The organism is Sinorhizobium fredii, assembly GCF_002944405.1.
Lineage (GTDB): Bacteria > Pseudomonadota > Alphaproteobacteria > Rhizobiales > Rhizobiaceae > Sinorhizobium > Sinorhizobium fredii_C.
The window spans coordinates 586,341-609,156 of record NZ_CP024310.1 but is presented as its reverse complement, the minus strand read 5'-3'; the positions used below and the strand labels follow the sequence as shown (position 1 = coordinate 609,156).

20 protein-coding genes are annotated in these 22,816 nt (G+C 63.2%); 16 read left to right on the top strand and 4 right to left on the bottom strand.

Features of this window, described 5'->3' with window-relative positions; translation table 11 throughout:
- Nucleotides 1-21: 21 nt before the first annotated feature.
- From NXT3_RS26615 to NXT3_RS32195, 10 genes are all read left to right on the top strand, one after another.
- Entirely contained in the window at nucleotides 22-906 is an 885-nt protein-coding gene (locus NXT3_RS26615) for a non-homologous end joining protein Ku (protein ID WP_097539072.1), read from the top strand.
- Nucleotides 906-1,994: a tetratricopeptide repeat protein gene (locus NXT3_RS26610; RefSeq protein WP_104841005.1), complete on the top strand. Its 1,089-nt coding sequence runs from the start codon at nucleotides 906-908 to the stop codon at nucleotides 1,992-1,994. The genes NXT3_RS26615 and NXT3_RS26610 overlap by 1 nt, the downstream gene beginning before the upstream one ends.
- 90 nt (nucleotides 1,995-2,084) lie before the next feature.
- On the top strand, nucleotides 2,085-2,723 hold the full coding sequence (locus tag NXT3_RS26605) for an alpha/beta hydrolase family protein (RefSeq protein WP_104841004.1): 639 nt from the start codon (nucleotides 2,085-2,087) through the stop codon (nucleotides 2,721-2,723).
- Between the two features lie 6 nt (nucleotides 2,724-2,729).
- Entirely contained in the window at nucleotides 2,730-3,503 is a 774-nt protein-coding gene (gene xth, locus NXT3_RS26600; RefSeq protein WP_104841003.1) for an exodeoxyribonuclease III, read from the top strand.
- Nucleotides 3,504-3,581: 78 nt separating this feature from the next.
- Complete coding sequence (locus NXT3_RS26595) at nucleotides 3,582-4,469, top strand: NAD(P)-dependent oxidoreductase (protein ID WP_097525808.1); 888 nt, start codon at nucleotides 3,582-3,584, stop codon at nucleotides 4,467-4,469.
- 252 nt (nucleotides 4,470-4,721) lie between these two features.
- On the top strand, nucleotides 4,722-5,531 hold the full coding sequence (locus NXT3_RS26590; protein ID WP_104841002.1) for a TIM barrel protein: 810 nt from the start codon (nucleotides 4,722-4,724) through the stop codon (nucleotides 5,529-5,531).
- Nucleotides 5,532-5,767: 236 nt separating this feature from the next.
- Complete coding sequence (locus tag NXT3_RS26585; RefSeq protein WP_104841001.1) at nucleotides 5,768-6,697, top strand: sugar ABC transporter substrate-binding protein; 930 nt, start codon at nucleotides 5,768-5,770, stop codon at nucleotides 6,695-6,697.
- 142 nt (nucleotides 6,698-6,839) lie between these two features.
- Nucleotides 6,840-8,381, top strand: coding sequence for a sugar ABC transporter ATP-binding protein (locus NXT3_RS26580; RefSeq protein WP_104841407.1), 1,542 nt, complete (start codon nucleotides 6,840-6,842; stop codon nucleotides 8,379-8,381).
- A 30-nt stretch (nucleotides 8,382-8,411) separates the two neighbouring features.
- Nucleotides 8,412-9,437, top strand: coding sequence for an ABC transporter permease (locus tag NXT3_RS26575; protein WP_104841000.1), 1,026 nt, complete (start codon nucleotides 8,412-8,414; stop codon nucleotides 9,435-9,437).
- 200 nt (nucleotides 9,438-9,637) lie between these two features.
- On the top strand, nucleotides 9,638-9,781 hold the full coding sequence (locus NXT3_RS32195) for a hypothetical protein (protein WP_162843166.1): 144 nt from the start codon (nucleotides 9,638-9,640) through the stop codon (nucleotides 9,779-9,781).
- 21 nt (nucleotides 9,782-9,802) lie between these two features.
- Here the strand turns inward: NXT3_RS32195 and NXT3_RS26570 are convergent, their stop codons facing one another.
- Nucleotides 9,803-11,182 carry a sensor histidine kinase gene (locus NXT3_RS26570; protein ID WP_097525804.1) on the bottom strand — a complete coding sequence of 460 codons (1,380 nt, stop codon included), beginning with the start codon at nucleotides 11,180-11,182 and terminating at the stop codon, nucleotides 9,803-9,805.
- Nucleotides 11,179-11,856 (bottom strand): response regulator transcription factor, encoded by a 678-nt coding sequence (locus NXT3_RS26565; RefSeq protein WP_097525803.1) that lies wholly within the window; start codon nucleotides 11,854-11,856, stop codon nucleotides 11,179-11,181. The genes NXT3_RS26570 and NXT3_RS26565 overlap by 4 nt, the downstream gene beginning before the upstream one ends.
- A 78-nt stretch (nucleotides 11,857-11,934) precedes the next feature.
- Between NXT3_RS26565 and NXT3_RS26560 the strand changes: the two genes are divergently transcribed.
- The 5 genes from NXT3_RS26560 (at nucleotide 11,935) to NXT3_RS26540 (ending at nucleotide 16,547) form a co-directional block, all read left to right on the top strand.
- Nucleotides 11,935-13,002, top strand: a complete 1,068-nt coding sequence (locus NXT3_RS26560; RefSeq protein WP_097525802.1) for an ABC transporter substrate-binding protein — start codon at nucleotides 11,935-11,937, stop codon at nucleotides 13,000-13,002.
- Between the two features lie 253 nt (nucleotides 13,003-13,255).
- A complete protein-coding gene (locus NXT3_RS26555) occupies nucleotides 13,256-14,200 on the top strand; it encodes a Bug family tripartite tricarboxylate transporter substrate binding protein (protein ID WP_037419110.1) in 945 nt (314 codons plus the stop codon).
- Entirely contained in the window at nucleotides 14,197-14,688 is a 492-nt protein-coding gene (locus NXT3_RS26550; protein ID WP_037383908.1) for a tripartite tricarboxylate transporter TctB family protein, read from the top strand. Before NXT3_RS26555 ends, NXT3_RS26550 begins: the two co-directional genes overlap by 4 nt.
- Before the next feature lie 14 nt (nucleotides 14,689-14,702).
- Complete coding sequence (locus tag NXT3_RS26545; protein ID WP_037383905.1) at nucleotides 14,703-16,220, top strand: tripartite tricarboxylate transporter permease; 1,518 nt, start codon at nucleotides 14,703-14,705, stop codon at nucleotides 16,218-16,220.
- 162 nt (nucleotides 16,221-16,382) lie between these two features.
- Nucleotides 16,383-16,547, top strand: coding sequence for a hypothetical protein (locus NXT3_RS26540; protein ID WP_097525801.1), 165 nt, complete (start codon nucleotides 16,383-16,385; stop codon nucleotides 16,545-16,547).
- A gap of 85 nt (nucleotides 16,548-16,632) precedes the next feature.
- Here NXT3_RS26540 and NXT3_RS26535 read toward each other — a convergent pair whose 3' ends face one another.
- Entirely contained in the window at nucleotides 16,633-20,241 is a 3,609-nt protein-coding gene (locus NXT3_RS26535; protein ID WP_104840999.1) for a FecR domain-containing protein, read from the bottom strand.
- A 213-nt stretch (nucleotides 20,242-20,454) separates the two neighbouring features.
- Between NXT3_RS26535 and NXT3_RS26530 the strand changes: the two genes are divergently transcribed.
- The gene (locus NXT3_RS26530) at nucleotides 20,455-21,234 is read left to right on the top strand and encodes a TIGR01458 family HAD-type hydrolase (protein WP_104840998.1); all 780 of its coding nucleotides are present in this window, start codon (nucleotides 20,455-20,457) and stop codon (nucleotides 21,232-21,234) included.
- Between the two features lie 68 nt (nucleotides 21,235-21,302).
- Here the strand turns inward: NXT3_RS26530 and NXT3_RS26525 are convergent, their stop codons facing one another.
- A complete protein-coding gene (locus NXT3_RS26525) occupies nucleotides 21,303-22,337 on the bottom strand; it encodes a glutamine synthetase beta-grasp domain-containing protein (protein WP_037383900.1) in 1,035 nt (344 codons plus the stop codon).
- Between the last annotated feature and the right edge of the window lie 479 nt (nucleotides 22,338-22,816).

Below are 22,816 nucleotides of genomic sequence, written 5' to 3'. Positions count from 1 at the left end.
AGTGCCGCGTAGGAGACCACCATGGCACCCAGGGCAAGTTGGAAGGGATATCTCAGACTCAGTCTCGTGAGCTGCCCGGTTAGGCTTTATCCGGCCACCAGCAGCAGCGAACGCATTACATTCAATCAGTTGCACAAGGATACCCACAACCGGATCAACATGAAGCCGGTCGATCCGGAGCTTGGCCTTGTCGAACGATCCGACCTGGTGAAGGGCTACGAATACGAGGACAAGAAATACATCGTCATCGACGAGGCCGACCTCGACAGCGTCAGGATCGAATCGAACCACACGATGAACATCGAGGCCTTCGTCGAGGAAGGCTCCGTCGACGTGATCTACCAGGATGCGCCCTATTATCTGGCGCCGGACGGGGCGATGGCCGAGGAGACCTTCATCGTCCTGCGGGAGGCCCTGCGGCGGAGCGGCAAGCTCGCCATCGCCCGCCTGGTACTCTCGAGCCGTGAACGAGTGATCACTATCGGCCCACGCGAGACCGGCATGTTCGTCTGCACGCTCAGGAACCCGAACGAGGTGCGCGGCACGGCCGAATATTTCGGCAACATTCCGGTCGGCAGTCCCGACCCGGAAATGCTGCAGCTCGCCGAGGCGCTCATCCAGCAAAAGACCACGACCTTCGATCCGAAGAACTACGAGGATCGCTACGAGATCGCGCTGATGCAGATGATCCGCGAAAAATTGAAGGGCCATAAGCCGATCATCGCGGCGCCGCCTGACCGCGGCAACGTCATCAACCTGATGGATGCATTGAAGGCGAGCCTGTCGCAGACGAAGCCGCCGGCCAAAAGCAAGAGCAAAACCGAGCCGACTGCCAAGCCCGCAGCGAAGAGCGCTGCCGCCAAACCCGCCGCGGCAAAGAAGACGACCACACAGAAGAAGGCCTGATGGCGGTCGCCGGCAAGACATTCGGCATCGTCGGGCCGCTCGCCGCTTATCCGCGGCGGCTAATCGCACGGGAGGTCGAACGCCAGGGCGGACATCTGCGACGCGGCGTCACCCGGCAAACTACCCATGTGGTCTTCGGCCGCGGCTTACTCCTGAAGGCAACCGATGCGGACATCGAGGCGCGTTTCGAACGGGAGGCCGTCTTCGGACGGCGCCTGCTCAGCGAAAACGGCTTCCTTCGGCTCCTGGGCCTCGCGACCGCGCCGGAAACGTCAGCGCTGCCGCGGCAATCGCTGATCGACCAAGCGAAGATCACGCCTCGCCTCTTCGACCTGCTGTCGCTGTTCGACGCCTTCGAACACGACAGCGAACCCTACTCATTCCGCGACGTGATCCTCGCCCGCAAGTATGCCGGACTGATCTCAAGCGGCGCTGGCTGGGGGACGATCGCGCGCTCCGTCCAGCGATCCAGCCATGTCGCTTCGCTGACGGCGCTGTCGCTCCATCACGAAGGCCCGCGGACGATCTATGCCCGGCGGGCCGAGGGCCTGAGCGAACTCGATGGGCAGTTACTGCTCGACCTCGGCGCCGTCGAGGAGGCGGAACTCGAGGAGCTCTTCGCGCAAGCCGAGGAGGCCGAGCAAGAAGGCGAATATGACGAAGCAGCCTCCATCTATCAGCGTTACCTCGCCATCGACCGTACCGACTCCGTCGCCGCCTTCAACCGCGCCAACTGCCTTCGGGCTGCCGGCCGCGAACTGGATGCCGCGCATGACTACGCCCGGGCGCTTAAGCTCGACCCCTCCTTTGCCGAGGCATGGTTCAACCTCGCCGGGCTCATGGGCGAGCGCGGCCGCATCGACACCGCCCGCAGATACCTTCAAAAGGCGATCGACGTCGGCGGCAATTACGCTGATGCGATCTTCAACCTGGCTAAGCTCGAATTCGATGCCGGCGATCTCGGCGAGGCACGCCGTTGGTGGAAGCGTTATCTCGAACTCGACAGGGATTCCGAATGGGCGCGAACCGCCGAGCGCGGCGTGCAGTTCGTGAACCTTCACCTTCTCCCGACGGCGCCCAGCGCCTGAACAGGTGCGGCCTGTGGCGCTTTGGATCGCCGCATGATCTTATCCTGAGATCGCCTGATAAACGGAATCATCCAGAGGACGGCTGCCTGAATGGTCGGAAAGTTCCTGTTCGACGGACCGGAGGACGCGTCGGTCACCATTCTTCTTGCCCACGGCGCCGGCGCGCCGATGGATTCGGCCTCGATGAGCGCCACGGCCAGGGCGCTCGCGGAGGCAGGATTCCGCGTCGTCCGGTTCGAATTCGGCTATATGGCGGCGCGGCGCACCGGCGAGCGCAAGCCCCCGCCCCGCGCCGAAACCCTCAATCCGGAATATCGCGCCGCGGTCGCCGAACTCCGCGCGAAGGGCCCGCTTATCATCGGCGGCAAGTCGATGGGCGGACGCGTCGCCAGCATGGTCGCCGACGAGCTTCATGCCGGCGGTAAAGTCGCGGGGCTCATCTGCCTCGGCTATCCTTTCCACCCGCCGGCCAAACCCGAGCAGCTCCGCACCAGGCATCTCGCCGGACTCCAGACGCCGACGCTGATCTGCCAGGGAACCCGCGACGAGTTCGGCACGCGCGAAGAGGTTCGGGGCTATACGCTGTCCGACCAGATCGAAGTTCTCTGGCTGGAGGACGGCGACCATGACCTGAAACCGCGCAAGAGCATCTCCGGCTTCTCCGCGGCCGATCATCTGAAAACGCTCGCTGACGCTGTCACGCGCTGGGCCGGCGACTTGGTCCGCTGAGCCCGCATGAAGATTGCCACCTTCAACATCAACGGCGTCAACAAGCGGCTGGACAACCTGCTGGCTTGGCTCGCAGCGGCCGAGCCGGATGTCGTCTGCCTGCAGGAGCTCAAGGCAACGGACGGGCAGTTTCCCAAGCAGGCGATCGAGGCCGCAGGCTATGGCGCCGTCTGGCGAGGCCAATCGGCTTGGAACGGCGTGGCAATCCTTGCCCGCGACGGCGAACCGGTCCTGACACGCACGGACCTGCCCGGCGACCCATCCGACACGCAGAGCCGGTATATCGAGGCGGCCGTGAACGGCATCCTGATCGCCTCGCTCTACGCCCCGAACGGCAATCCGCAGCCGGGCCCGAAATTCGACTACAAGCTCGCCTGGCACCAGCGCCTCGCCAGCCACGCCGCCGACCTGTTCGAGACCGGCCTGCCGGTCGTGCTTGCCGGCGACTACAATGTCGTCCCGGAACCGCGCGACATATATCCGACCCGCTCCTACGACGACAACGCCCTCATCCAGCCGCAAAGCCGCTCCACCTTCCGGCAATTGCTCGAGCAGGGGTGGCTCGATGCGCTGCGCAAGATCTGCCCGGACGAGCAGCTTTTCACCTTCTGGGACTATCGCCGCAATCGTTGGCAGCGAAACGCCGGGCTGCGGCTCGATCACATCCTGCTCAGTCGAAAACTCAGGCGCCGGCTGACCGGCGCCGGCATCGACCGGGACGTGCGCGCGTGGGAAAATGCCAGCGACCACGCGCCGGTGTGGGTCACCTTGAGAGATTAGCAGGCGGAGCGGCCAGAATTTCGGTCTGGCGATCCCGCGCCAATCGTGCACCATGGCGTCAGCACCATGGAGGCGAACATGACAAAGGCGAATGTGGGTTTCATCGGGCTCGGGCTGATGGGCCAGGGCATGGCCGCCAACATCCTGAAAAAGGGCTGGCCGCTCTCGGTCATGGCGCACCGCAACCGCGCGCCGGTCGAGACGCTCGTTGCAGAAGGCGCGAAGGAGGTGAGGACGCCGCGCGAGATGGCGGAGCACTGCGAAGTCATCGTGCTCTGTGTGACCGGCTCGCCTGAAGTGCTGGCCGTCGTCGAAGGCGCGGACGGCATTGCCGCCGCCGGGAGGCCGCTGACGATCGTCGATTGCTCGACCTCCGATCCTTCGGTGACGACGAAGCTCGCTGCGGACCTGGCCCCGAGGCGCATTACGCTCGTCGATGCGCCGCTGAGCCGCACCCCGGCGGACGCCGCCGCCGGCACGCTCGATATCATGGTCGGCGGGGCGGACGAAGACGTGCGTCGCGTCTGGCCGGTGCTTGAGTGCTTTGCGGGCCGCATCATTCACACCGGCCCGACGGGGACCGGCCACACGATGAAGCTGCTCAACAACTTCCTGTCGATGGGCTATGCGGCGCTCTATTCCGAAGCGCTAATGCTCGGGCGAAAGGCCGGCCTCGAGCCGGAGATCTTCGACAGCGTGATCCGCGGCGGCCGCATGGATTGCCCCTTCTACCAGACCTTCTTCCGCTGGGTGCTGGAGCGCGACCCGAATGCCCACAAGTTCGCCATCCGCAACGGCTTCAAGGACATGAGCTATCTCGCCGCCTTCGCCAATGCCGCCGGCGTCGCCAATCCGATCGGCGCGGCCGTCAGGAACGCCTTCGCCCAGGCAGTCGGGGCCGGGCGGGGCGAGGACTATGTGCCGATGCTCTCGGATTTCGTTGCCGAGGCCAACGGGGTCAAGTGAACCCACGCGGGCGGAATTTGCCTGGTTCGATCTAGGCTTGACTGTCGAATCCTGAAACCGATCGCCGGCGCATCGCTCCGGCGCTTTGACAGATTCCTCTCATCGCCGCGGCGCAATCTTGCAGGAATGCAATGCCGCTGCACGACTAGGACTTTGACTGAACGCGTCTTCACGGTGAATGTGGTCGCCGAAATGGAACAAACGTTCCGAACAACGGCGACAGCCATTCCAAACATTCCTGGAGGACATCCATTGACCGCCCTTCCCTTCGCCCTCAACCATATGGCCGCTCCGGCGCTCCCGCTCGATGCCTTTTTCGCGCTGGCGAGATCGCTCGGAGTCTCGGCGGTGGAAATTCGCAACGACCTTTCCGGCAATGCCATTCTCGACGGCACGACGCCCTCTAAGGTGAAGGCGCTTGCGGAAAGAGACGGACTGACGATCATTTCGATCAACGCCCTGCAGCGCTTCAACGAATGGAACGAGGCACGGGAGGCGGAGGCGCGCGAGCTCATTTCCTATGCGCGCGATTGCGGCGCCGAGGCTCTGGTGCTGGTGCCTGTCAATGACGGCAGCGGCCAGGAGGACGGCGAGCGCCAGGCCAACCTTCGCAGGGCTTTGCGAGCCCTGAAGCCGCTGCTCGATGCGGCCGGCGTCATCGGCCTTGTCGAGCCGCTCGGCTTCGAAATCTGCTCGCTGCGATCCAAGACCGAGGCCGCCGAGGCGATTTGGGAAATCGGCGGCGAGACCTTCCGGCTCGTCCACGATACCTTCCACCATCACCTCGCCGGCGAGGACGCTTTCTTCCCGGAACTGACCGGCCTCGTCCACATTTCCGGTGTCAGCGACGAGGCTGTTGCGGTCTCCGAAATGCGCGACCCGCACAGGATTCTGGTCGACGCTGCAGACCGGCTGGACAATGCGGCACAGATCCGTCGGCTTCGCGCCGAAGGCTACGAAGGTCCCTTCTCGTTCGAGCCCTTCGCGCCTTCCGTCCATGCCTTGAGCGAGCCGGCCACTGCCGTTCGTAAGAGCATGGATTACCTGCAATCCCGCGCCTGATCGCTTGACGGGAGAGAGGGCGCGGAAATTGGCCCGGGCGCCGCAAGATGCACTTGACGGCGTCCGGATAAAATGGAATACATATTCCGTCTTAGCGAACCACTGGTTTGTTTGTTCCGTTTTCATCAGAAGCGCAACGGGAGTGTTGCTTCTGACAGGAGATGAGCTCGATCAACGAGAATCGAGTTTCCGGCAAGAAAAGGTGTGGCCGGCACCAAAGTGGAGGAGAAGTAGACATGAAGAAATTCATTCTTGGCACTGCGATGGCTGTCATGCTGTCGACGGCTGCGCACGCGGAGACGATCGGCGTCTCGATGGCGCTGTTCGACGACAACTTCCTGACGGTTCTGCGCAACGGCATGCAGGACTATGCCAAGACGCTGAACGGCGTCGAGCTGCAGATCGAAGACGCGCAGAACGACGTCGCCAAGCAGCAGAGCCAGATCCAGAACTTCATCGCTGCCGGCGTCGACGCGATCATCGTCAACCCGGTCGACACGGATGCAACCGCCGCCATGTCGAAGATCGCCGCAGACGCCGGCATTCCGCTCGTCTACGTCAACCGCGAGCCGGTGAACATCGATTCGCTCCCGGAAAAGCAGGCCTTCGTCGCATCGAACGAAGTCGAATCCGGCACGCTGGAGACGCAGGAAGTCTGCAAAATGCTCGGTGGCAAGGGCAAGGCCGTCGTCATGATGGGCGAACTCTCCAACCAGGCCGCCCGCATGCGCACCAAGGACATCCACGACGTTCTCGCCACCGACGCCTGCAAGGGGATCGAGATCGTCGAAGAGCAGACCGCCAACTGGTCGCGCACCCAGGGCGCCGACCTGATGACCAACTGGCTTTCCGCCGGCGTTGAGTTCGATGCCGTGATTGCCAATAACGACGAAATGGCGATCGGTGCCATCCAGGCGTTGAAAGCTGCCGGCCGGTCGATGGACTCGGTCGTGATCGGCGGCGTCGACGCCACCCAGGACGCGCTCGCCGCCATGGCTGCCGGCGACCTCGACGTGACCGTATTCCAGAACGCCGCCGGCCAGGGCCAGGGCTCGGTCGATGCCGCGCTCAAGCTCGCCAAGGGCGAACCGGTCGAGAAGAAGGTCTACATCCCCTTCGAGCTCGTCACCAAGGAAAACCTAGCCAAGTACCAGGCCAAGAACTGATCGTTCGTCGTGGGAGCGCGGCTTCAGCCGCGCTCCCACTCTAAGCGAGTCCAGCCTGAAGCCCGCTTGGGCCTAAGAGAGGGCTGTTCCGCCCGCCGCGTGGACGTTCCGGCCGGGGCCGGAGGATCGGGAGGCAATGACCATGACGCTCAGTCCCACAACGATGGCAGCCGTGCGCGCCAGCGGTGCCGTACCCAATGCCGAATATCTCCTGGCCGCCGAAGGCGTGCGCAAGGAATTCCCGGGCGTCGTCGCGCTCGACGGCGTTCAGTTCAAGCTGAAGCGCGGCACCGTGCACGCGCTGATGGGCGAGAACGGTGCCGGCAAGTCGACGCTGATGAAGATCCTCGCCGGCATCTATCACCCAGACCGCGGCGAGGTGAAGCTCCGCGGCGCCGACGTCCAGCTGAAATCGCCGCTCGACGCGCTCGAAAACGGCATCGCCATGATCCATCAGGAACTGAACCTGATGCCGTTCATGACGGTCGCCGAGAACATCTGGATCCGCCGCGAGCCGAAGAACCGCTTCGGCTTCGTCGACCACGGCGAGATGCGCCGCATAACCGCCAAGCTCTTCGAGCGGCTGAAGATCGACATCGATCCGGAAATCGAAGTCCGCCACTTGTCGGTCGCCAACCGGCAGATGGTCGAGATCGCCAAGGCGGTCTCCTACGAATCCGACGTCTTGATCATGGACGAGCCGACCTCCGCACTCACCGAACGCGAGGTGGCGCATCTTTTCGAAATCATCCGGGATCTCCGCTCGCAAGGCATCGGCATCGTCTACATCACCCACAAGATGAACGAGCTGTTCGAGATCGCCGATGAATTCTCGGTTTTCCGCGACGGCAAATATATCGGCACGCACGCCTCCAGCCAGGTCACCCGTGACGACATCATCCGCATGATGGTCGGCCGCGAGATCACCCAGATGTTCCCGAAGGAAGAGGTGCCGATCGGCGACGTCGTGCTGTCGGTCAAGAACCTGACGCTCAACGGCGTCTTCCACGAAGTCTCCTTCGACGTGCGCGCCGGCGAAATCCTCGGCGTTGCCGGCCTTGTCGGCTCGGGCCGATCGAATGTCGCCGAGACGTTGTTCGGCGTCACCCCGGCAAGCTCGGGCACGATTTCGATCGACGGCAAGGACGTGGTGATTGACAACCCAAATACGGCGATCAAGAACCGCATGGCGTTCCTGACCGAGGACCGCAAGGACACCGGCTGCCTACTGATCCTCGACATTCTCGAGAACATGCAGATCGCCGTGCTGCAGGACAAGTTCGTCAAGCGCGGCTTCGTCTCCGAGAAGGACGTCACCGCCGCCTGCGAGGAGATGAGCCGCAAGCTGCGCGTCAAGACGCCGAACCTGCAGGAGCGCATCGAAAACCTCTCGGGCGGCAACCAGCAGAAGGTGCTGATCGGCCGCTGGTTGCTGACCAATCCGCATATTCTGATCCTGGACGAGCCGACCCGCGGCATCGACGTCGGCGCCAAGGCCGAGATTCACCGCCTGGTGACCGAACTCGCCCGCAACGGTGTCGCCGTCATCATGATCTCGTCGGAAATGCCCGAGGTGCTCGGCATGAGCGACCGGATCATGGTCATGCATGAGGGCCGAGTCACCGGCTTCCTCGACAGGGCAGAAGCCACCCAAATCAAGGTCATGGAACTTGCCGCGCGCTAGCGCGGATGCCGACCGCAGGGAGGAAAGACAATGGAAACCAATATCGCTGCACAGGGCGCGGGTTCGCCGATTGCCGGGTCGAGACGGCGCCTGCCGCCCGAGTTCAACATCTTCCTGGTGCTGATCGGCATCGCGCTCGTCTATGAAGTTCTCGGCTGGCTTCTCGTCGGCCAGAGCTTCCTGATGAACCCGCAGCGCCTGACGATCATGATCCTCCAGGTATCGGTAATCGGCATCATCGCCGTCGGCGTGACGCAGGTCATCATCACCGGCGGCATCGACCTTTCTTCAGGTTCCGTGGTCGGCATGACGGCAATGATTTCGGCGAGCGTCGCGCAAGCCTCCACCTGGCCGCGAGCGCTCTATCCCTCGCTGACCGACCTGCCGGCCATCGTGCCGATCGGGCTTGGTGTCGGCATCGGCCTCTTCGCCGGCTATATCAACGGGCAATTGATCGCCAAGACCAAGATCCCGCCCTTTATCGCCACCCTCGGCATGATGGTGTCAGCGCGAGGCATCTCCAAGTGGTACACGAAGGGCCAGCCGGTCTCCGGACTTACCGAGCAGTTCAATTTCATCGGCACGGGCATCTGGCCGGTCATCGTCTTCCTCGTGGTCGCGCTGATCTTCCATATTGCGCTCCGCTACACCCGCTACGGCAAGTTCACCTATGCGATCGGCGCCAACGTCCAGGCCGCACGCGTCTCCGGCATTAATGTCGAAGCGCATCTGATCAAGGTCTACGCCATCGCCGGCATGCTGGCCGGCCTTGCGGGCGTCGTCACCGCAGCCCGGGCCCAGACCGCCCAGGCCGGCATGGGCGTCATGTACGAACTCGACGCGATCGCCGCGACGGTCATCGGCGGCACGTCGCTGACCGGCGGCGTCGGCCGCATCACCGGCACCGTTATCGGCACGATCATCCTCGGCGTCATGACCTCCGGCTTCACCTTTCTGCGGGTCGACGCGTACTACCAGGAGATCGTCAAGGGCGTGATCATCGTTGCCGCCGTGGTCGTCGACGTCTATCGCCAGAAAGGCCGGAAAAAGACGTAAAGAAACTGCCTCCCAGTGCAGCCGCTCGCCGGGATGAAGAAATTCATCCCGGCATTTTTGTTGTCTGCTACGCGGATCTATCGATATTCTTGCTACTCGACATATGCTTCCCTTGCAAAGCAGCTCGGTAGACTCTGCCGTGGCCATCGGCTCGTCGATAGACTATATGAACGGCATTCCAAACCTATCGGAGATTTGTCATGTCATCGCAGCGCAAGCCTGCGAACCAGGTTCAATCGCGTTTCGCTCGCCAGCTCTGGAACGAGCTGCTGCGGGTTCAAACCCGCGACGCCGCATCTCTTCTCGAAGCCCGCGACCGCGAGGAAAGCGAAGAGCGCTCGTAACGGCTTCGCGGCTGCGGCTCTTCACCCTGCCGGAAAAGTCACGACCACCTTCAGACCGCGACCGCCCTCGCCGTCCTCGAGGCGCATCGTTCCGGCATAAAGCGTGGCGATTTCCTCGACGATCGGCAGGCCGAGCCCGGTGCCGGGCGCCTCATTGCCGCCGCGCCGGAAGCGCTTCAGCACCGCCTCGCGCAGCTCCGGCCTGATACCCGGCCCGTTGTCTTCCACCTCAAGCGCAATCTCGTCATCCGACCTTGAGACGCGCACCGTCACCTCCGCCCCGCGCCCGGCATAGAGCAGCGCATTGCCGATGAGGTTCTTCAGGAGCTCTCCGACAAGCAGCGGTTCGGCGCGGATCCAATGCTCCCCCTCGCCGGCAAAACCGAGATCGATGCCCACCTCGCCGGCCGCCGGCACGTGCTCGGCGGTGACGCTGCGTGCCAGCCGAGCAAGTTCGATCCGCTCCGATCCGCGCGCCTCCTCCTTGGCCGCCGCATCGATCTTCGCCATCAGCAGCAACTGCGCCAGGATGCGCTCGGCGTTCGCAACCGCCTCGTCCGCCTTCGCGGCGGCCGAGAGAGCCTCGTTGACGGTCGCCGCCCGGCGGGCGAGCGCCAGCTGTGTGCGGATAATCGCGAGCGGTGTGCGCAACTGATGGCTGGCATTGCCGGTGAAATGGCGAAGCGCATCGAGCGCCGACTGCAGCCGCACCATGAAGGAATTGACCGTGTCGACCAGTCCCTGCACCTCGCTCGGCACACGCTCGCCGATCGGATGGAGATCGTCTGGACTGCGCTCGGCGATCGCGTCGCCGAGCCGGTAGAGCGGCCGTAAGGAAAAGGTCACCGCCACCCAGACGATCAGGGCGGCACCGGCGATCATCAAGCCGAGGCGGAGCGCCGAGTGCAGCAGGATCGTCTGCGTCAGCTGGCGTCTCGCAATCGTCGTCTCGGCGACGGTGACGACGAAGGGAACGGAATTGACGCCGGTGGAGGCGGAGCGGCGAAGCACCGCCAGCCGTATGGGCTCGCCGCGGAAGACCGCATCGGCAAAGCTCGTCGACTGGCCGGCGGCCTCGGGAAGCGACGGCAGCGTCTGGTAGCCGGTGATGAACTCCCCCGGAGGGCCATCCACCCGGTAAAAGACGCGGTCCTGCGCGGCCGAGGTCAGCATTTCCAGCGCCACATAGGGTATGTCGACCTGAAGCGTGCCGTCCTCGGCGACGACCACACGCTCGGCGATCGCCAGCGCCGAGCCTGCGAGCACGCGGTCCGAAACGACATTCGCCGTCTTGACCGCTTCCCGATAGGTATCCATCAAGGCGATGACCCCGATCACCGCGGTCGAGATCAGCAGCCAGCCGAGCAGCCTTCTTCTCAGCGAATAGACGGCCGTCCTCATTCGGGGCCCGTTGCCTTGTCGAGGTAGTAACCGATGCCGCGGGCCGTGCGCACCGTCAGCCCGTAGGGCGCCAGGCGCTTGCGCAGCCGGCTGACATATTGCTCGATCGCATTGGGGCTGAGATCGTCATCGAGGCCGGTCAGCGACTGAACGATCGCGTCCTTGGCGACCACCTTGCCGGCGCGCATGAAGAGAAGCTCGAGCAGCCCGAGCTCGCGCGCCGGAATCTCGATCGGCACGCCGCCGGCGGAAAAACTGCGGGCGTTCAGATCCAGCGAGACATTGCCGTAGCTGACGATCGAGCTGCGCAGGCCGGCCTGACGGCGGAGCAGGACCCGCACGCGCGCCTCGAACTCGCCGATGTCGAAAGGCTTGATCAGGTAGTCGTCAGCGCCAAGATCGAGGCCCTTGATCCTTTCTTCGGGCGAGCCGCGGGCCGTCAGGATCAGGACGGCCGCCCGGTTCTGCCGGGCCCGCATGGCGCGCAGCACGTCGAGCCCGTCCATCTCCGGCAGGTTCAGGTCCAGGATCACCAGATCGAAGCTCTCGGCGGCGGCGACGGCATGCGCCGAGGCGCCGTCGTTCACCACGTCGACGGCATAGCCGCTGCCGCGCAAAAGCGCCGAGAGACCCTCTGCCAGGGCCTGATTGTCTTCAACAAGCAAGATACGCAAATCGTCACTCTCCCCCGCTTCACCTTATCGGCCGCGACCTTGCTTGTGAACGGCGTGCGGGTGAGGCATTGTGAAATTATGCAGTTCTTGATTTCCTTCGCTTTTTGGTTGTTTTTCGTCGGGTTCGCCTGCGCCGCGCCGGTGCTCTTCCCGGCCTTTTCCGGCGATGCGGCGGCGCCCGTTCTCGTCGTCTATTCCTCGCTCGACGAGCCGCTGGCGCGCCCGATGATCGTCGGCTTCCAGAAGGCCAATCCGGATGTCGCGGTCCGCTACGAGGACATGCTGACCGGCGAGATCTACGACCGGATCGTCAAGGAGACCGATGCCGGCCAGAGGACGGCCGATTTCGCCTTCTCCTCCGCGATGGACCTGCAGGTGAAGCTCAGCAATGACGGTTATGCCCAGCGCAGCGACCTGCCGATGAGCGGCCGCTGGCCGGCCTGGGCGAACTGGCGCAACACGGCCTATGCGCTAACCTTCGAGCCGGCCGTGTTCGTCTATCACAAACCGAGTTTTTCAAAAGAAAAGCCGCCGGCGACGCGCGCCGAATTCGTCGACTATCTGAAGCGTCAGGGAAGCGAGATCTTCGGCCGGATCGGCACCTATGATATCGAGCGATCCGGCGTCGGCTTCCTGTTCATGGCGCGCGACCAGGAACAGTTCGGCGACATCTGGAGCGTCATCCAGGCAATGGGTGCTGCGGGCGTCAAGCTCTATTCGACCAGCCAGGCGATCCTCGAGCGGGTGGCGGACGGGCGCTTCGTGCTCGGCTACAATATCCTCGGCTCCTATGCCGCCGACTGGGCCTCCAGGCATCCGGATGTCGGCATCGTGCTGCCGAAGGACTATACCGTGGTGATGTCGCGAATCGGCCTGGTTCCGCAGGCCGCCGCCTCTCCAGATCTCGGCCGCCGCTATCTCGAATTCTTCATGTCGAAGGAAGGTCAGACGATCATGGCGCGCGAGCTTGAGATCCCGGCCGTGAGTCCCGAGGTCGCCGGCGAGAACACCGCCAACACCATGCAGGAAATGCTCGGCGGCCAGTTGAAGCCGGTGCCGGTCAGTCCGGGACTCATGGTCTATCTCGACCAAGTCAAACGCGCCCGGCTGATCGCCCGCTGGAACGAGGTGCTCAGACTCCAGTGAATATTCTTCCTCCAGTGATATTTGTGGAGCCGAAACAAACCGTTTACGAGCCAGCCGGTTGATGTCAGGTTAATGTCAGCTTTCTATGTTGGTTTAGGGCCGCTGGCGACCCGTGGAGGCGGAATGCCAGCAGCGCATCGGGAGGAAATTGCCAATCCGGTCGGAGGCTGCCGCTTTCAAGGTCAGCCGCCCGTTTCTCCCGTTCGCGACAACGATCAACGCGCGGACGAACCGCGCCTACGGAGGACCGACCTTGAAACACTTCTTCCTCGCATCCATTCTCGCCGGCGCGCTGGCGCTTCCGGCCTATGCCGCCGACTACACGATCATCGCGCCGGCCAATCCCGGCGGCGGCTGGGATCAGACCGCCCGTTCGCTGCAGACCGTCATGCAGCAGGAAGGCATCTCCGGCAATGTCCAGGTGCAGAACGTACCCGGCGCCGGCGGCACGATCGGCCTCGCCCAGTTCGCCAGCCAGCAGAAGGGCAACCCGAACGCGCTGCTCGTCGGCGGTTATGTCATGGTCGGCGCCATCCTCACCAACAACTCGCCGGTCACCCTCAAGGACGTCACGCCGATCGCTCGCCTGACGGGCGAATACGAGGCGATCGTCGTTCCGGCCGCTTCCGAGATCAAGACGATGGCTGATCTCGTCGAAGCCCTGAAGAAGGATCCGGGCGCCGTATCCTGGGGCGGCGGCTCGGCCGGCGGTACCGACCACATCGCCGTAGGCCTCATCGCCAAGGCGGCCGGCGTCGATCCGACCAAGATCAACTACATCGCCTATTCCGGCGGTGGCGAGGCGCTTGCCGCGATCCTCGGCAGCCAGGTGACGGCCGGCATCTCCGGCTATGGTGAATTCGAGTCGCAGGTCAAGGCCGGCACGCTCCGCCTCCTCGCGGTGACGAGCGCCGAGCGCATCCCCGGCATCGATGCCCCGACGCTGAAGGAATCCGGCCTCGACGTCGTCGTCGAGAACTGGCGCATGGTCGCCGCCGCTCCGGGCCTCACCGACGAGCAGAAGGCTGCCGTCTCCGCCGATATCGAGAAGCTCGCCAAGTCCGCCGGCTGGCAGGAAGTGCTGAAGACCAAGGGCTGGCAGGACACCTATCTCGCCGGCGACGCCTTCAACGAGCAGCTCGCCAAGGACGTCGCGGCCACGGAAGCCGTCCTCAAGGACATCGGACTGGTCAAATGAGCAGGGGAGATAGTCCTTCCGTCGAAACGCGCCGCCCTGATCGGGCGGCGCTGATCATCGCCGTAGTGCTGGCTGCCATTGCCGGCGTGATCTTCTGGGACGTTTCCCGGCTTACCGGGCTTGCCGGCTACTCGCAGGTCGGCCCGACCACGGTGCCTTATGCGATCGCCTGCTGTCTGATCGTGCTTGCCATCTGGACGGCCGTCGAGGGTTTCAGGGGCGACTTTGCCGAGCGTGAACCGCAGCAGTTCGGACCGGTCGCCTGGGTCGTCGGCGGGCTTGCGGCGCAGATGCTGCTGCTCAACACGCTCGGCTTTTCGATTGCCACCGGCATCCTCTTCGCCATGACGGCGCGCGGCTTCGGGAAACGGCAACTTTGGCTGACAATTCCCTTCGGCATCGTCGCCAGTTTCCTCGTCTGGACGATTTTCGCCAAAGTCCTGCAATTGTCGCTGCCGGCAGGACCGCTTGAACGCCTGCTCTTCTAGAAAGGCCGACAATTATGGGTACTCTTGACTTCCTTTTGCAGGGGCTGCTGGTTGCTGCGCAACCGATGAACCTGCTCTACGCGCTGATCGGCGTCACCCTCGGCACGGCCGTCGGCGTGCTGCCGGGCATCGGCCCGGCGCTCACCGTCGCGCTCCTTTTGCCGGTGACCTATCAGCTCGACCCCGGCGGCTCGCTGATCATGTTCGCCGGCATCTATTACGGCGGCATGTATGGTGGCTCGACGACGTCCATCCTGCTGAACACGCCCGGCGAGAGCTCCTCGATCGTCACCGCGCTCGAAGGTAACAAGATGGCGCGCGCCGGCCGCGGCGGCCCCGCTCTGGCAACGGCAGCGATCGGCTCCTTCGTCGCCGGCCTTATCGCGACCCTCGGGCTCGCCTTCGTCGCCCCCTATATCGTCAAGCTGGCCCTCGTCTTCGGGCCGCGCGAATATTTCGCGCTGATGGTGCTCGCCTTCGTGACCGTCTCCTCCGCCTTCGGCGACTCGACGCTGCGCGGCCTTACCTCGCTCTTCGTTGGCCTGACGCTTGCCTGCATCGGCATCGACCAGCTGACCGGCCAGGCGCGGCTTTCCTTCGGCGTCCCGGACCTGCTCGACGGCATCGAGGTGACGACGCTTGCGGTCGCCATGTTCGCGATCGGCGAGACGCTCTACATCGCCGCCCAGGGCGACAAGGGTCCCGACAAGGTCGAGGCGGTGCGCGGTTCGGTCTGGATGAGCGCCTCGGATTGGGCGCGCTCCTGGAAGGCGTGGCTGCGCGGCACCTTCATCGGCTTCCCGATCGGCGCGATGCCGGCCGGCGGCGCCGAAATCGGCACCTTCCTCTCCTATGCGACCGAAAAGCGGCTGAGCAAGCATCCGGAAGAATTCGGCAATGGCGCGATCGAGGGCGTCGCCGGCCCGGAGGCCGCCAACAACGCCTCGGCAGCCGGTACGCTCGTGCCGCTGCTGACGCTCGGCCTGCCGACGTCGGCAACGGCGGCGATCATGTTGGCCGGCTTCCAGCAATATGGCCTGCAGCCGGGGCCGTTGCTGTTCGCCACCAACCCGCAGCTCGTCTGGGGCCTGATCGCCAGCCTGCTGATCGCCAACTTCATGCTGCTCGTCCTGAACCTGCCCCTGGTCGGCCTCTGGGTGAAGCTGCTGACGATCCCGAAACCCTGGCTCTATGCCGGCATCCTGCTGTTCGCGACGCTCGGCACCATCGGCGCCAACCCCTCGGTGTTCGAACTCGGCATGCTCCTCGCCTTTGGCCTGCTCGGCTACGTCATGCGCGTCTTCGGCTATCCGATCGCGCCTGTCGTCGTCGGCCTGATCCTCGGGCCGCTCGCCGAACAGCAGCTGCGCCGGGCGCTGTCGATCAGCCAAGGTGACGTGACCGTGCTCTTCACCTCGCCGATCGCCGCTGTCCTGCTGGTGATTGCGGCGCTGGCCTTCATCGTGCCGCTGATCCTCAGAGCCCGCGGCCGCGGCGAGGTACTCGCCCAGCTTGCTGCCAGCGAAGATTGATCGCTTTCGCCTCCCAAGGCGCTTTGGCGCGGGCCCGGTTGGCAGACCGCCAGCCGGGCCTGCTTGCGTTGCATGGCTGGGGTGAGGATTTGTGCATTGCAAAAAAGCCCGACGGGCCCCATCTTTTGCTCATCGAATTGAGAAAGAAAGTGAGCAAAGACAATGACTAGCAAGAACCGCATGGGCTTCATCGGTCGCGCCTTCGCCGTCCTCGGCGCAGCGACCGCCGCAGCCGCGGCAGTCGAAGGTCACCGCCGCCCGAACGCCCGCGACCTCCACACCCTCGGCATCAACCCGGCCAGCTTCCCGGACACCCGCCGCGGCTGATGACGCGGCGTCATTAATACGATCAGCGTCCCCACCCGCTGAGGGAATGGCGAATTCGCGATAACGGCATACAGGTTACTGGGCACTAAAATCGAGCCCGGATGGTAGCACGGATAGTTCGGCCGGATGAGGGGAGCCCGTCAGCCATATCTATTTCCGCGTCGAAAACATTCAGCACCTGCGCTCCGATCTCCAGGTGCCCACTTTCCGATTTCCAAGCGATTGCCGCGTCGGTCGTCGTGTAGGCTGCCACTTCCGGGGCCACGGGGCTGCCATCCTCGTCGTAGTACTGCGAGCCGACTCGAGGACCGACAAGTGTTTCTGCGATAGTCACAGTCACGCGTGAGGGGTGGACATAGGTCAGGCCGAGCTGGGCGACGTAATCTGGAATGAGCGGCACCTTGAAGTCGGAATTCCAGAAGGGCGTGGTGTCTTTGCTGTCGTTCAGCGTCAACGCTACGAAAACACCGAGGCCGTGGCCGACCCAGTAATTGGCACTGAAATTCAGGCGATCAATCTCACCATCCGACGTAACAAAGGTCGTCAGCAGGTCCTCGGGCTCAAGCGTGAGGCCGTTGAAGCGCTGATGCTGGTATTCGACGGCCGTGAAGAAGCGCTCGTTCCACTCCGCGTCCCAGCGCACGGCTGCTGTGCGGCTCTGCCCACTTGAATACAATGGCAGCTGAAGCGGAGCCAAGCCAACCGTCGTCACAGGTGATAGCGTGTGGTTGGTAAGGAACTGGGTGTCCTGCCTATAATAGGTCCGAAGCCATTGGCCCTCGCTGGGGGACCACGCGATGCCTACGCGCGGGTCGACCGGCCCCCAAACCCCGCTTTCGCCGTCGAACCGAGTGACGTACGCCCCGCCCTGGAACTGAAAATCCTCGGATACCTCCAGCATGCCGTCGACATAGACGCGGGTCGCGTTGCTCTCTCCGGAAAACTCCCCTAGATCGTCAACAATACCCGAGCTCAATTCGGTCGCTGTCTGAGAGATCCAGAACTGAGAGTTCGCCGCTTCCGCCCCGTAGCGAACGGCAAGGAGGCCGATACCGAATAGATGACTTATACCGTAGGTAACGTCGTCATCTTCGTTCCTTTCGTTGATTCTGTAGATTATCTCCTGGTTGCCTACAAATTCTCTCGTCCGGAACTGCCGCCGAGTGTCGACATCGCTCGCTACAGCAAAGGCTTGGATGACGTTGCGGTCCGAGATCGTATGGCTCCATGCGCCCCCGATCGTATTGTCGCGAGCTGCGACCTCGTTGAATGGCGCCGGGTTCCAGATTTGACCGGGATAACCGGCCTCCTGTCGGATATTATTTCCAAACAGGAAGACACTGTCGGCGAGCGTGGGCCGGATCCCGAGTTGGAAGAGGGCGCCATCGAAATCCTCGGCATCATTGTCGCGCTCGAACTCCGGACGCGATATTTCACCCTGTATGTAGTAGCCCAAGGGAATGCCACGGTAGCTCGTGCCCTGTAGAAGGACATCACGCCTCCAGCCCGGACCCGCACCGCTGTCGAGAAGCCCGGCCCCGATCGCGCCTTCAACGAAGCTTCGCCGTTCGAGCGAATTGCGCTTACCCTCTGAAGCGACTGCCAGCGGATCAAAAAGAAGGCCTTGCATCTGCAAGGAAGTGGACGTTGCACCGAATGGGAACCGATCCAGGCCAGAAAGCGGTTCTCCCACGAAAGGGCTGAGCTGTCCGCTTACCGCCTGATCGATGTAGCTCGTTGATTTGAACGGATCAAAGGAGCGATCTGCATAGTACTGTCCCCATTCGGTCAGTCCAATATTGTCCAGCGTGACGCCAAGAAAAGCAGAGGCCTGCCGGTTTACGTCATAGCCCGAATAGTAACCTCCACGCGCTTGCCGGCGGCGAAGCGCCTCACGTGCCTCAACGATCGCATCCTCGGCTCGATATTCGTCGAGAGCGATGGCCGAGCGGATCAACGGAATTGACGGATTGTCGGGTTCAAACCTGTCCGCGTTGTCGAGTGCCTGGGCGGTCGCCTCCTTCGCTCCGAGCTGGTAGCTCGCGAGCGCCAGACCGATGAGGCTGTCACCATAGGTCGGATTGCTGGCAGAGGCCTCGAGAAGCGTCTTCTCGCCTTCCTCGGTTTTGCCGATCCGCAAGAGGTAGCGGCCCTTGGCCGCGAGAACTGCATAGGAATGAGGATCCAGCGTCTCCGCCTTGTCGATCTCCGCCTTTGCCGCTGCGATCTGATCGTTGTCCATCAGGAAGCGCGCATAATTGGCGTGCAGGACGGCATTTTCGGGGTTTAAGTCAATGGCGCGGCGATAGGCGGCATCGGCCTCCACCATCGCGTTGCGATCGCTCTGAACATTACCGAGCTCGTTCCAAACGGCGTCGTCGCCTGGCGCAATCTGCGCGGCGCGCTTCAGGTCGCTTAGCGCGCCATCAAGATCGCTGGAAACGGAAGCGCGGAAGCGTGCCTTCATCAAGAGATAGGCCGGTTCGTCGGGGTCGATTGCGCCTGCGCGGGCAAGTGCTTCCCTCACTTCGTCACGACGATCGAGCTCGAAGGCGAGGTTCGCACGCATGACCGGTAGCCGTGCATCGTCGCGGAAGCGCTGCTCGGCCGCTCTCAAAACCTCAATCCCTTCGGCTGGCCCGAGCGTATGGGACGTCGCTTCGGCAATCGTTGGATCGTCGGCAAACGCGCCGACTGCTGGTGGCGGCGCTTCCCCATCGGGGTTCTCCAAGGCTGCGGCGAACCAGCGACCGTAAATCGCAGATGCTCTGCGATTGCGCGGCAGCGCCGGCAAGGCGGCGGCGAACAGCCGGTTCGCATCACCATAGCGTTGCTCCAGTCCGGCGATCATCGCCTCGACTAGGTTGGCACGCGCCTCCAACTGGGCCGGCAAGGGCCGCATCAGTCCAACTAGAGCCTCTCTGGCAGCTGCCCGGCCGTCATGCGATAGCGAGGCCTCGGCAAGTGAGACCCAATCCTCGCTGCTCCGTCGAGCAGGAGGAATGGCCAGAACGCGCGCCCGCTCGGCACGAGTCTGGCGGCCGCTCATCCCGCTTGTCGGCAAACCTGCGAAGACGCCACGCAGCTCCGAATAGAGAAGTACCTGTTCGCGCTCCTTGAGATTGACGAGGACATATTTGCGGGGCGCTTGTCCGATTGCCGCAAACGCGCCCTCCCCCTGATTTACGACGACCGATCCTTGCGCGTTCTTGAGTTCGACGCTTCCCTCAAGCACCGAGAGAGTGGTAGCGCCGTTCTCACCTATGCTAAGCGTCCAATCCGTCCCGCGGATCGCGGCGGCAGCTGAGGGTGTGTCGACTGTGAGGCCGCTGCCCCCACGCTTGGCTCGCGCCCACACGGTCCCGGACTTGAGTTCAAGTTCGCTGTCGGAGCCCTGACCGATTTTCTTGACGAGAAGCGTCGTATTGCGCCCCATACGCATCTGCGTGTCATCGGAGAACAACAGAGCAAGGCTACCGGCGGCGTTCGTGCGCAGTATGTCGCCCGCAAGAAGGTCCTGACTGACCTCCACGCTGCGCCAGCCTTCGATGTCGATGAAGCTAATTTCCTCACCGGACTTGCGGGAAATGACGGAACCCTCGGCAGACGCCGCGCGCGGCAATAGCTCGGCCGCAGTTGGCAGCCCGCTTGCCAGCAACACAAGTGCTGCAACCGCTAGTCTCAGTTTGTGCATTGATGAAGTGTCTGATGAATCCCCGCCGCTAAAATGCTGGGAGATTGGGACGAATGTCAATGTCTCGGTGAGTTGAGGCTCGGAGAAACACAACCAATTTCAAGCGGAAGCAGTCGTCCGGCTGTCACGGCAACTTTCTGGAGCACCGGGACCGTCGCTGGCGGCAAAGCCACCAGAGCTTGACCCGCAGCGCACCCATGTCATCCTCATCGGATGATCAGCGCTGTGCTCCTGGATCTTGCCGGCGTCATCTATGATGGCGAAGAGGCCGTGCCTGGCGCCGCCGAGGCCGTCGCCCGGCTGCGCGCGGCCGGGCTCCCCATTCGCTTCGTCAGCAACACGACCCGCTCGAGCAAGCCGGCGATCCTTGCCCGGCTCGCAAAACTTGGACTTCCGGTAACGGGCAGCGAGCTCTTCACGCCGGCCGAGGCTGCCTGCGACTGGCTTCGCAGGCACGAGCGTGCCGTCCATCTTCTCGTCCATCCCGAGCTAACGTCCGAATTCCGGGACCTACCGGTGAACGGCCGCATGGCTGTCGTTGTCGGCGATGCCGGCGACGCCTTTGACTATGTGGCCCTCAATGCGGCCTTCCGGCAACTGATCGACGGCGCCGAATTGGTGGCGCTCGCGCCGAACCGCTCCTTCCGGGACGCCGACGGCAGGTTGAGCCTCGATGCTGGCCCATTCGTTACCGCGCTGGAATTCGCCAGCCAGAAGCATGCCATCGTCCTCGGCAAGCCAGCACCCGGCTTTTTCCACGCAGCCCTTGCCACCATACCCTGCGCGGCGACGCAAGCGGTGATGGTCGGGGACGATGCGGAAACAGACGTCGCCGGTGCATTGAGCGCCGGTCTCGCTCACGCGCTGCTCGTGCGTACGGGAAAATATCGCGAGGGCGACGAGACGCGCTTCGCGCCGGCGCCGAGCGCCACGGTGCCCGACGTTGCGGCGGCGGTGGACTGGATCCTTGCGAGGCGCGGCGGAACCGAATGAATCTATCATAGCCGAACGAAAAAAAGCGCCGACCGAGGTCGGCGCCCAAGGTCTTGGGAGTCTTACGCTTAAGCTACTTTCGAGACTTGCGCCGGAACGGACGCAATCGTCTTCAGCACGCGCGAAGCGATCTGGTAGGGGTCGCCTTGGGAGTTCGGGCGGCGATCTTCGAGATAGCCCTTGTAGCCGTTGTTAACGAAGCTGTGCGGAACCCGGATCGACGCGCCGCGGTCGGCAACGCCGTAGCTGAACTTGTTCCACGGCGCCGTCTCATGCTTGCCGGTGAGGCGCAAGTGGTTGTCCGGGCCGTAGACCTCGATGTGTTCCATCAGGTTCTTCTCGAAGGCGGCCATCAGCGCCTCGAAATAGTCCTTGCCGCCAACTTCGCGCATGTAGGCGGTCGAGAAGTTGCAGTGCATGCCCGAGCCGTTCCAATCGGTGTCGCCAAGCGGCTTGCAGTGGTACTCGACGTCGATGCCGTATTTTTCCGTCAGGCGCTGCAGCAGGTAACGAGCCATCCAGACTTCGTCGGCAGCCTTCTTGGAGCCCTTGCCGAAGACCTGGAATTCCCACTGGCCCTTGGCCACTTCGGCGTTGATGCCTTCATGGTTGATGCCGGCGGCCAGGCAGATGTCGAGGTGTTCTTCGACGATCTGGCGCGCGATGTTGCCGACGTTCTTGTAGCCGACGCCGGTGTAGTACGGGCCCTGCGGTGCCGGGTAGCCCTGCTCCGGGAAGCCGAGCGGACGGCCGTCCTTGTAGAAGAAGTATTCCTGCTCGAAACCGAACCAGGCGCCTTCGTCGTCGAGGATGGTGGCGCGGTTGTTCGACGGATGCGGCGTCTTGCCGTCCGGCATCATGACCTCGCACATGACCAGCACGCCATTGGTGCGGACCGGATCCGGGTAGACGGCGACCGGCTTCAGCACGCAATCGGAGCTGCGGCCTTCGGCCTGGTTCGTCGAGCTGCCGTCGAAACCCCAGAGCGGCAGTTGCTCGAGCGTCGGGAACGCGTCGAATTCCTTGATCTGCGTCTTGCCGCGGAGATTTGGTACGGGCGTGTAGCCATCGAGCCAGATGTACTCGAGCTTATACTTGGTCATTAGCGAATCTCTCTAACGTGGTGCTGCGAGGTTTGAGCAATTCCTGGCGCGGCCTTGCACGAAAAACGTGCCAGACCACTAGGGATCGACTCCCTTCAAGCATCAAGCGTGCCAACTCGGTGGTGGGTGCGAATCTTTTTTTGACCCGCAGGGGACTCAAACTGGATTCCAAGTGGCTGCCGGTCAGGGTCGCGGCGAACGGCAAATCGACCCCCGAGGCGCTGACTTCGTTTCACCCCCTTGATTTTGCTGGATATCCCGCGCCTCTCCTGCACTTGACGTTCAAGTGTCCGCCATGAGCGGCGAAGGAGCACCTGCTCCAAAATGCGTCAGTTGCGCGCAGCTGCCTAAAAAATCGCATTGAATACGCTCCCTCAAGCGCAATGAGGGCGCGTGCTTGCGATTCCGGCATTCAATTGAACGATTTTTCGGCAATTCGCGTAAATGATGTGCAATTTCTGCCGCGGCGTACTATCTTT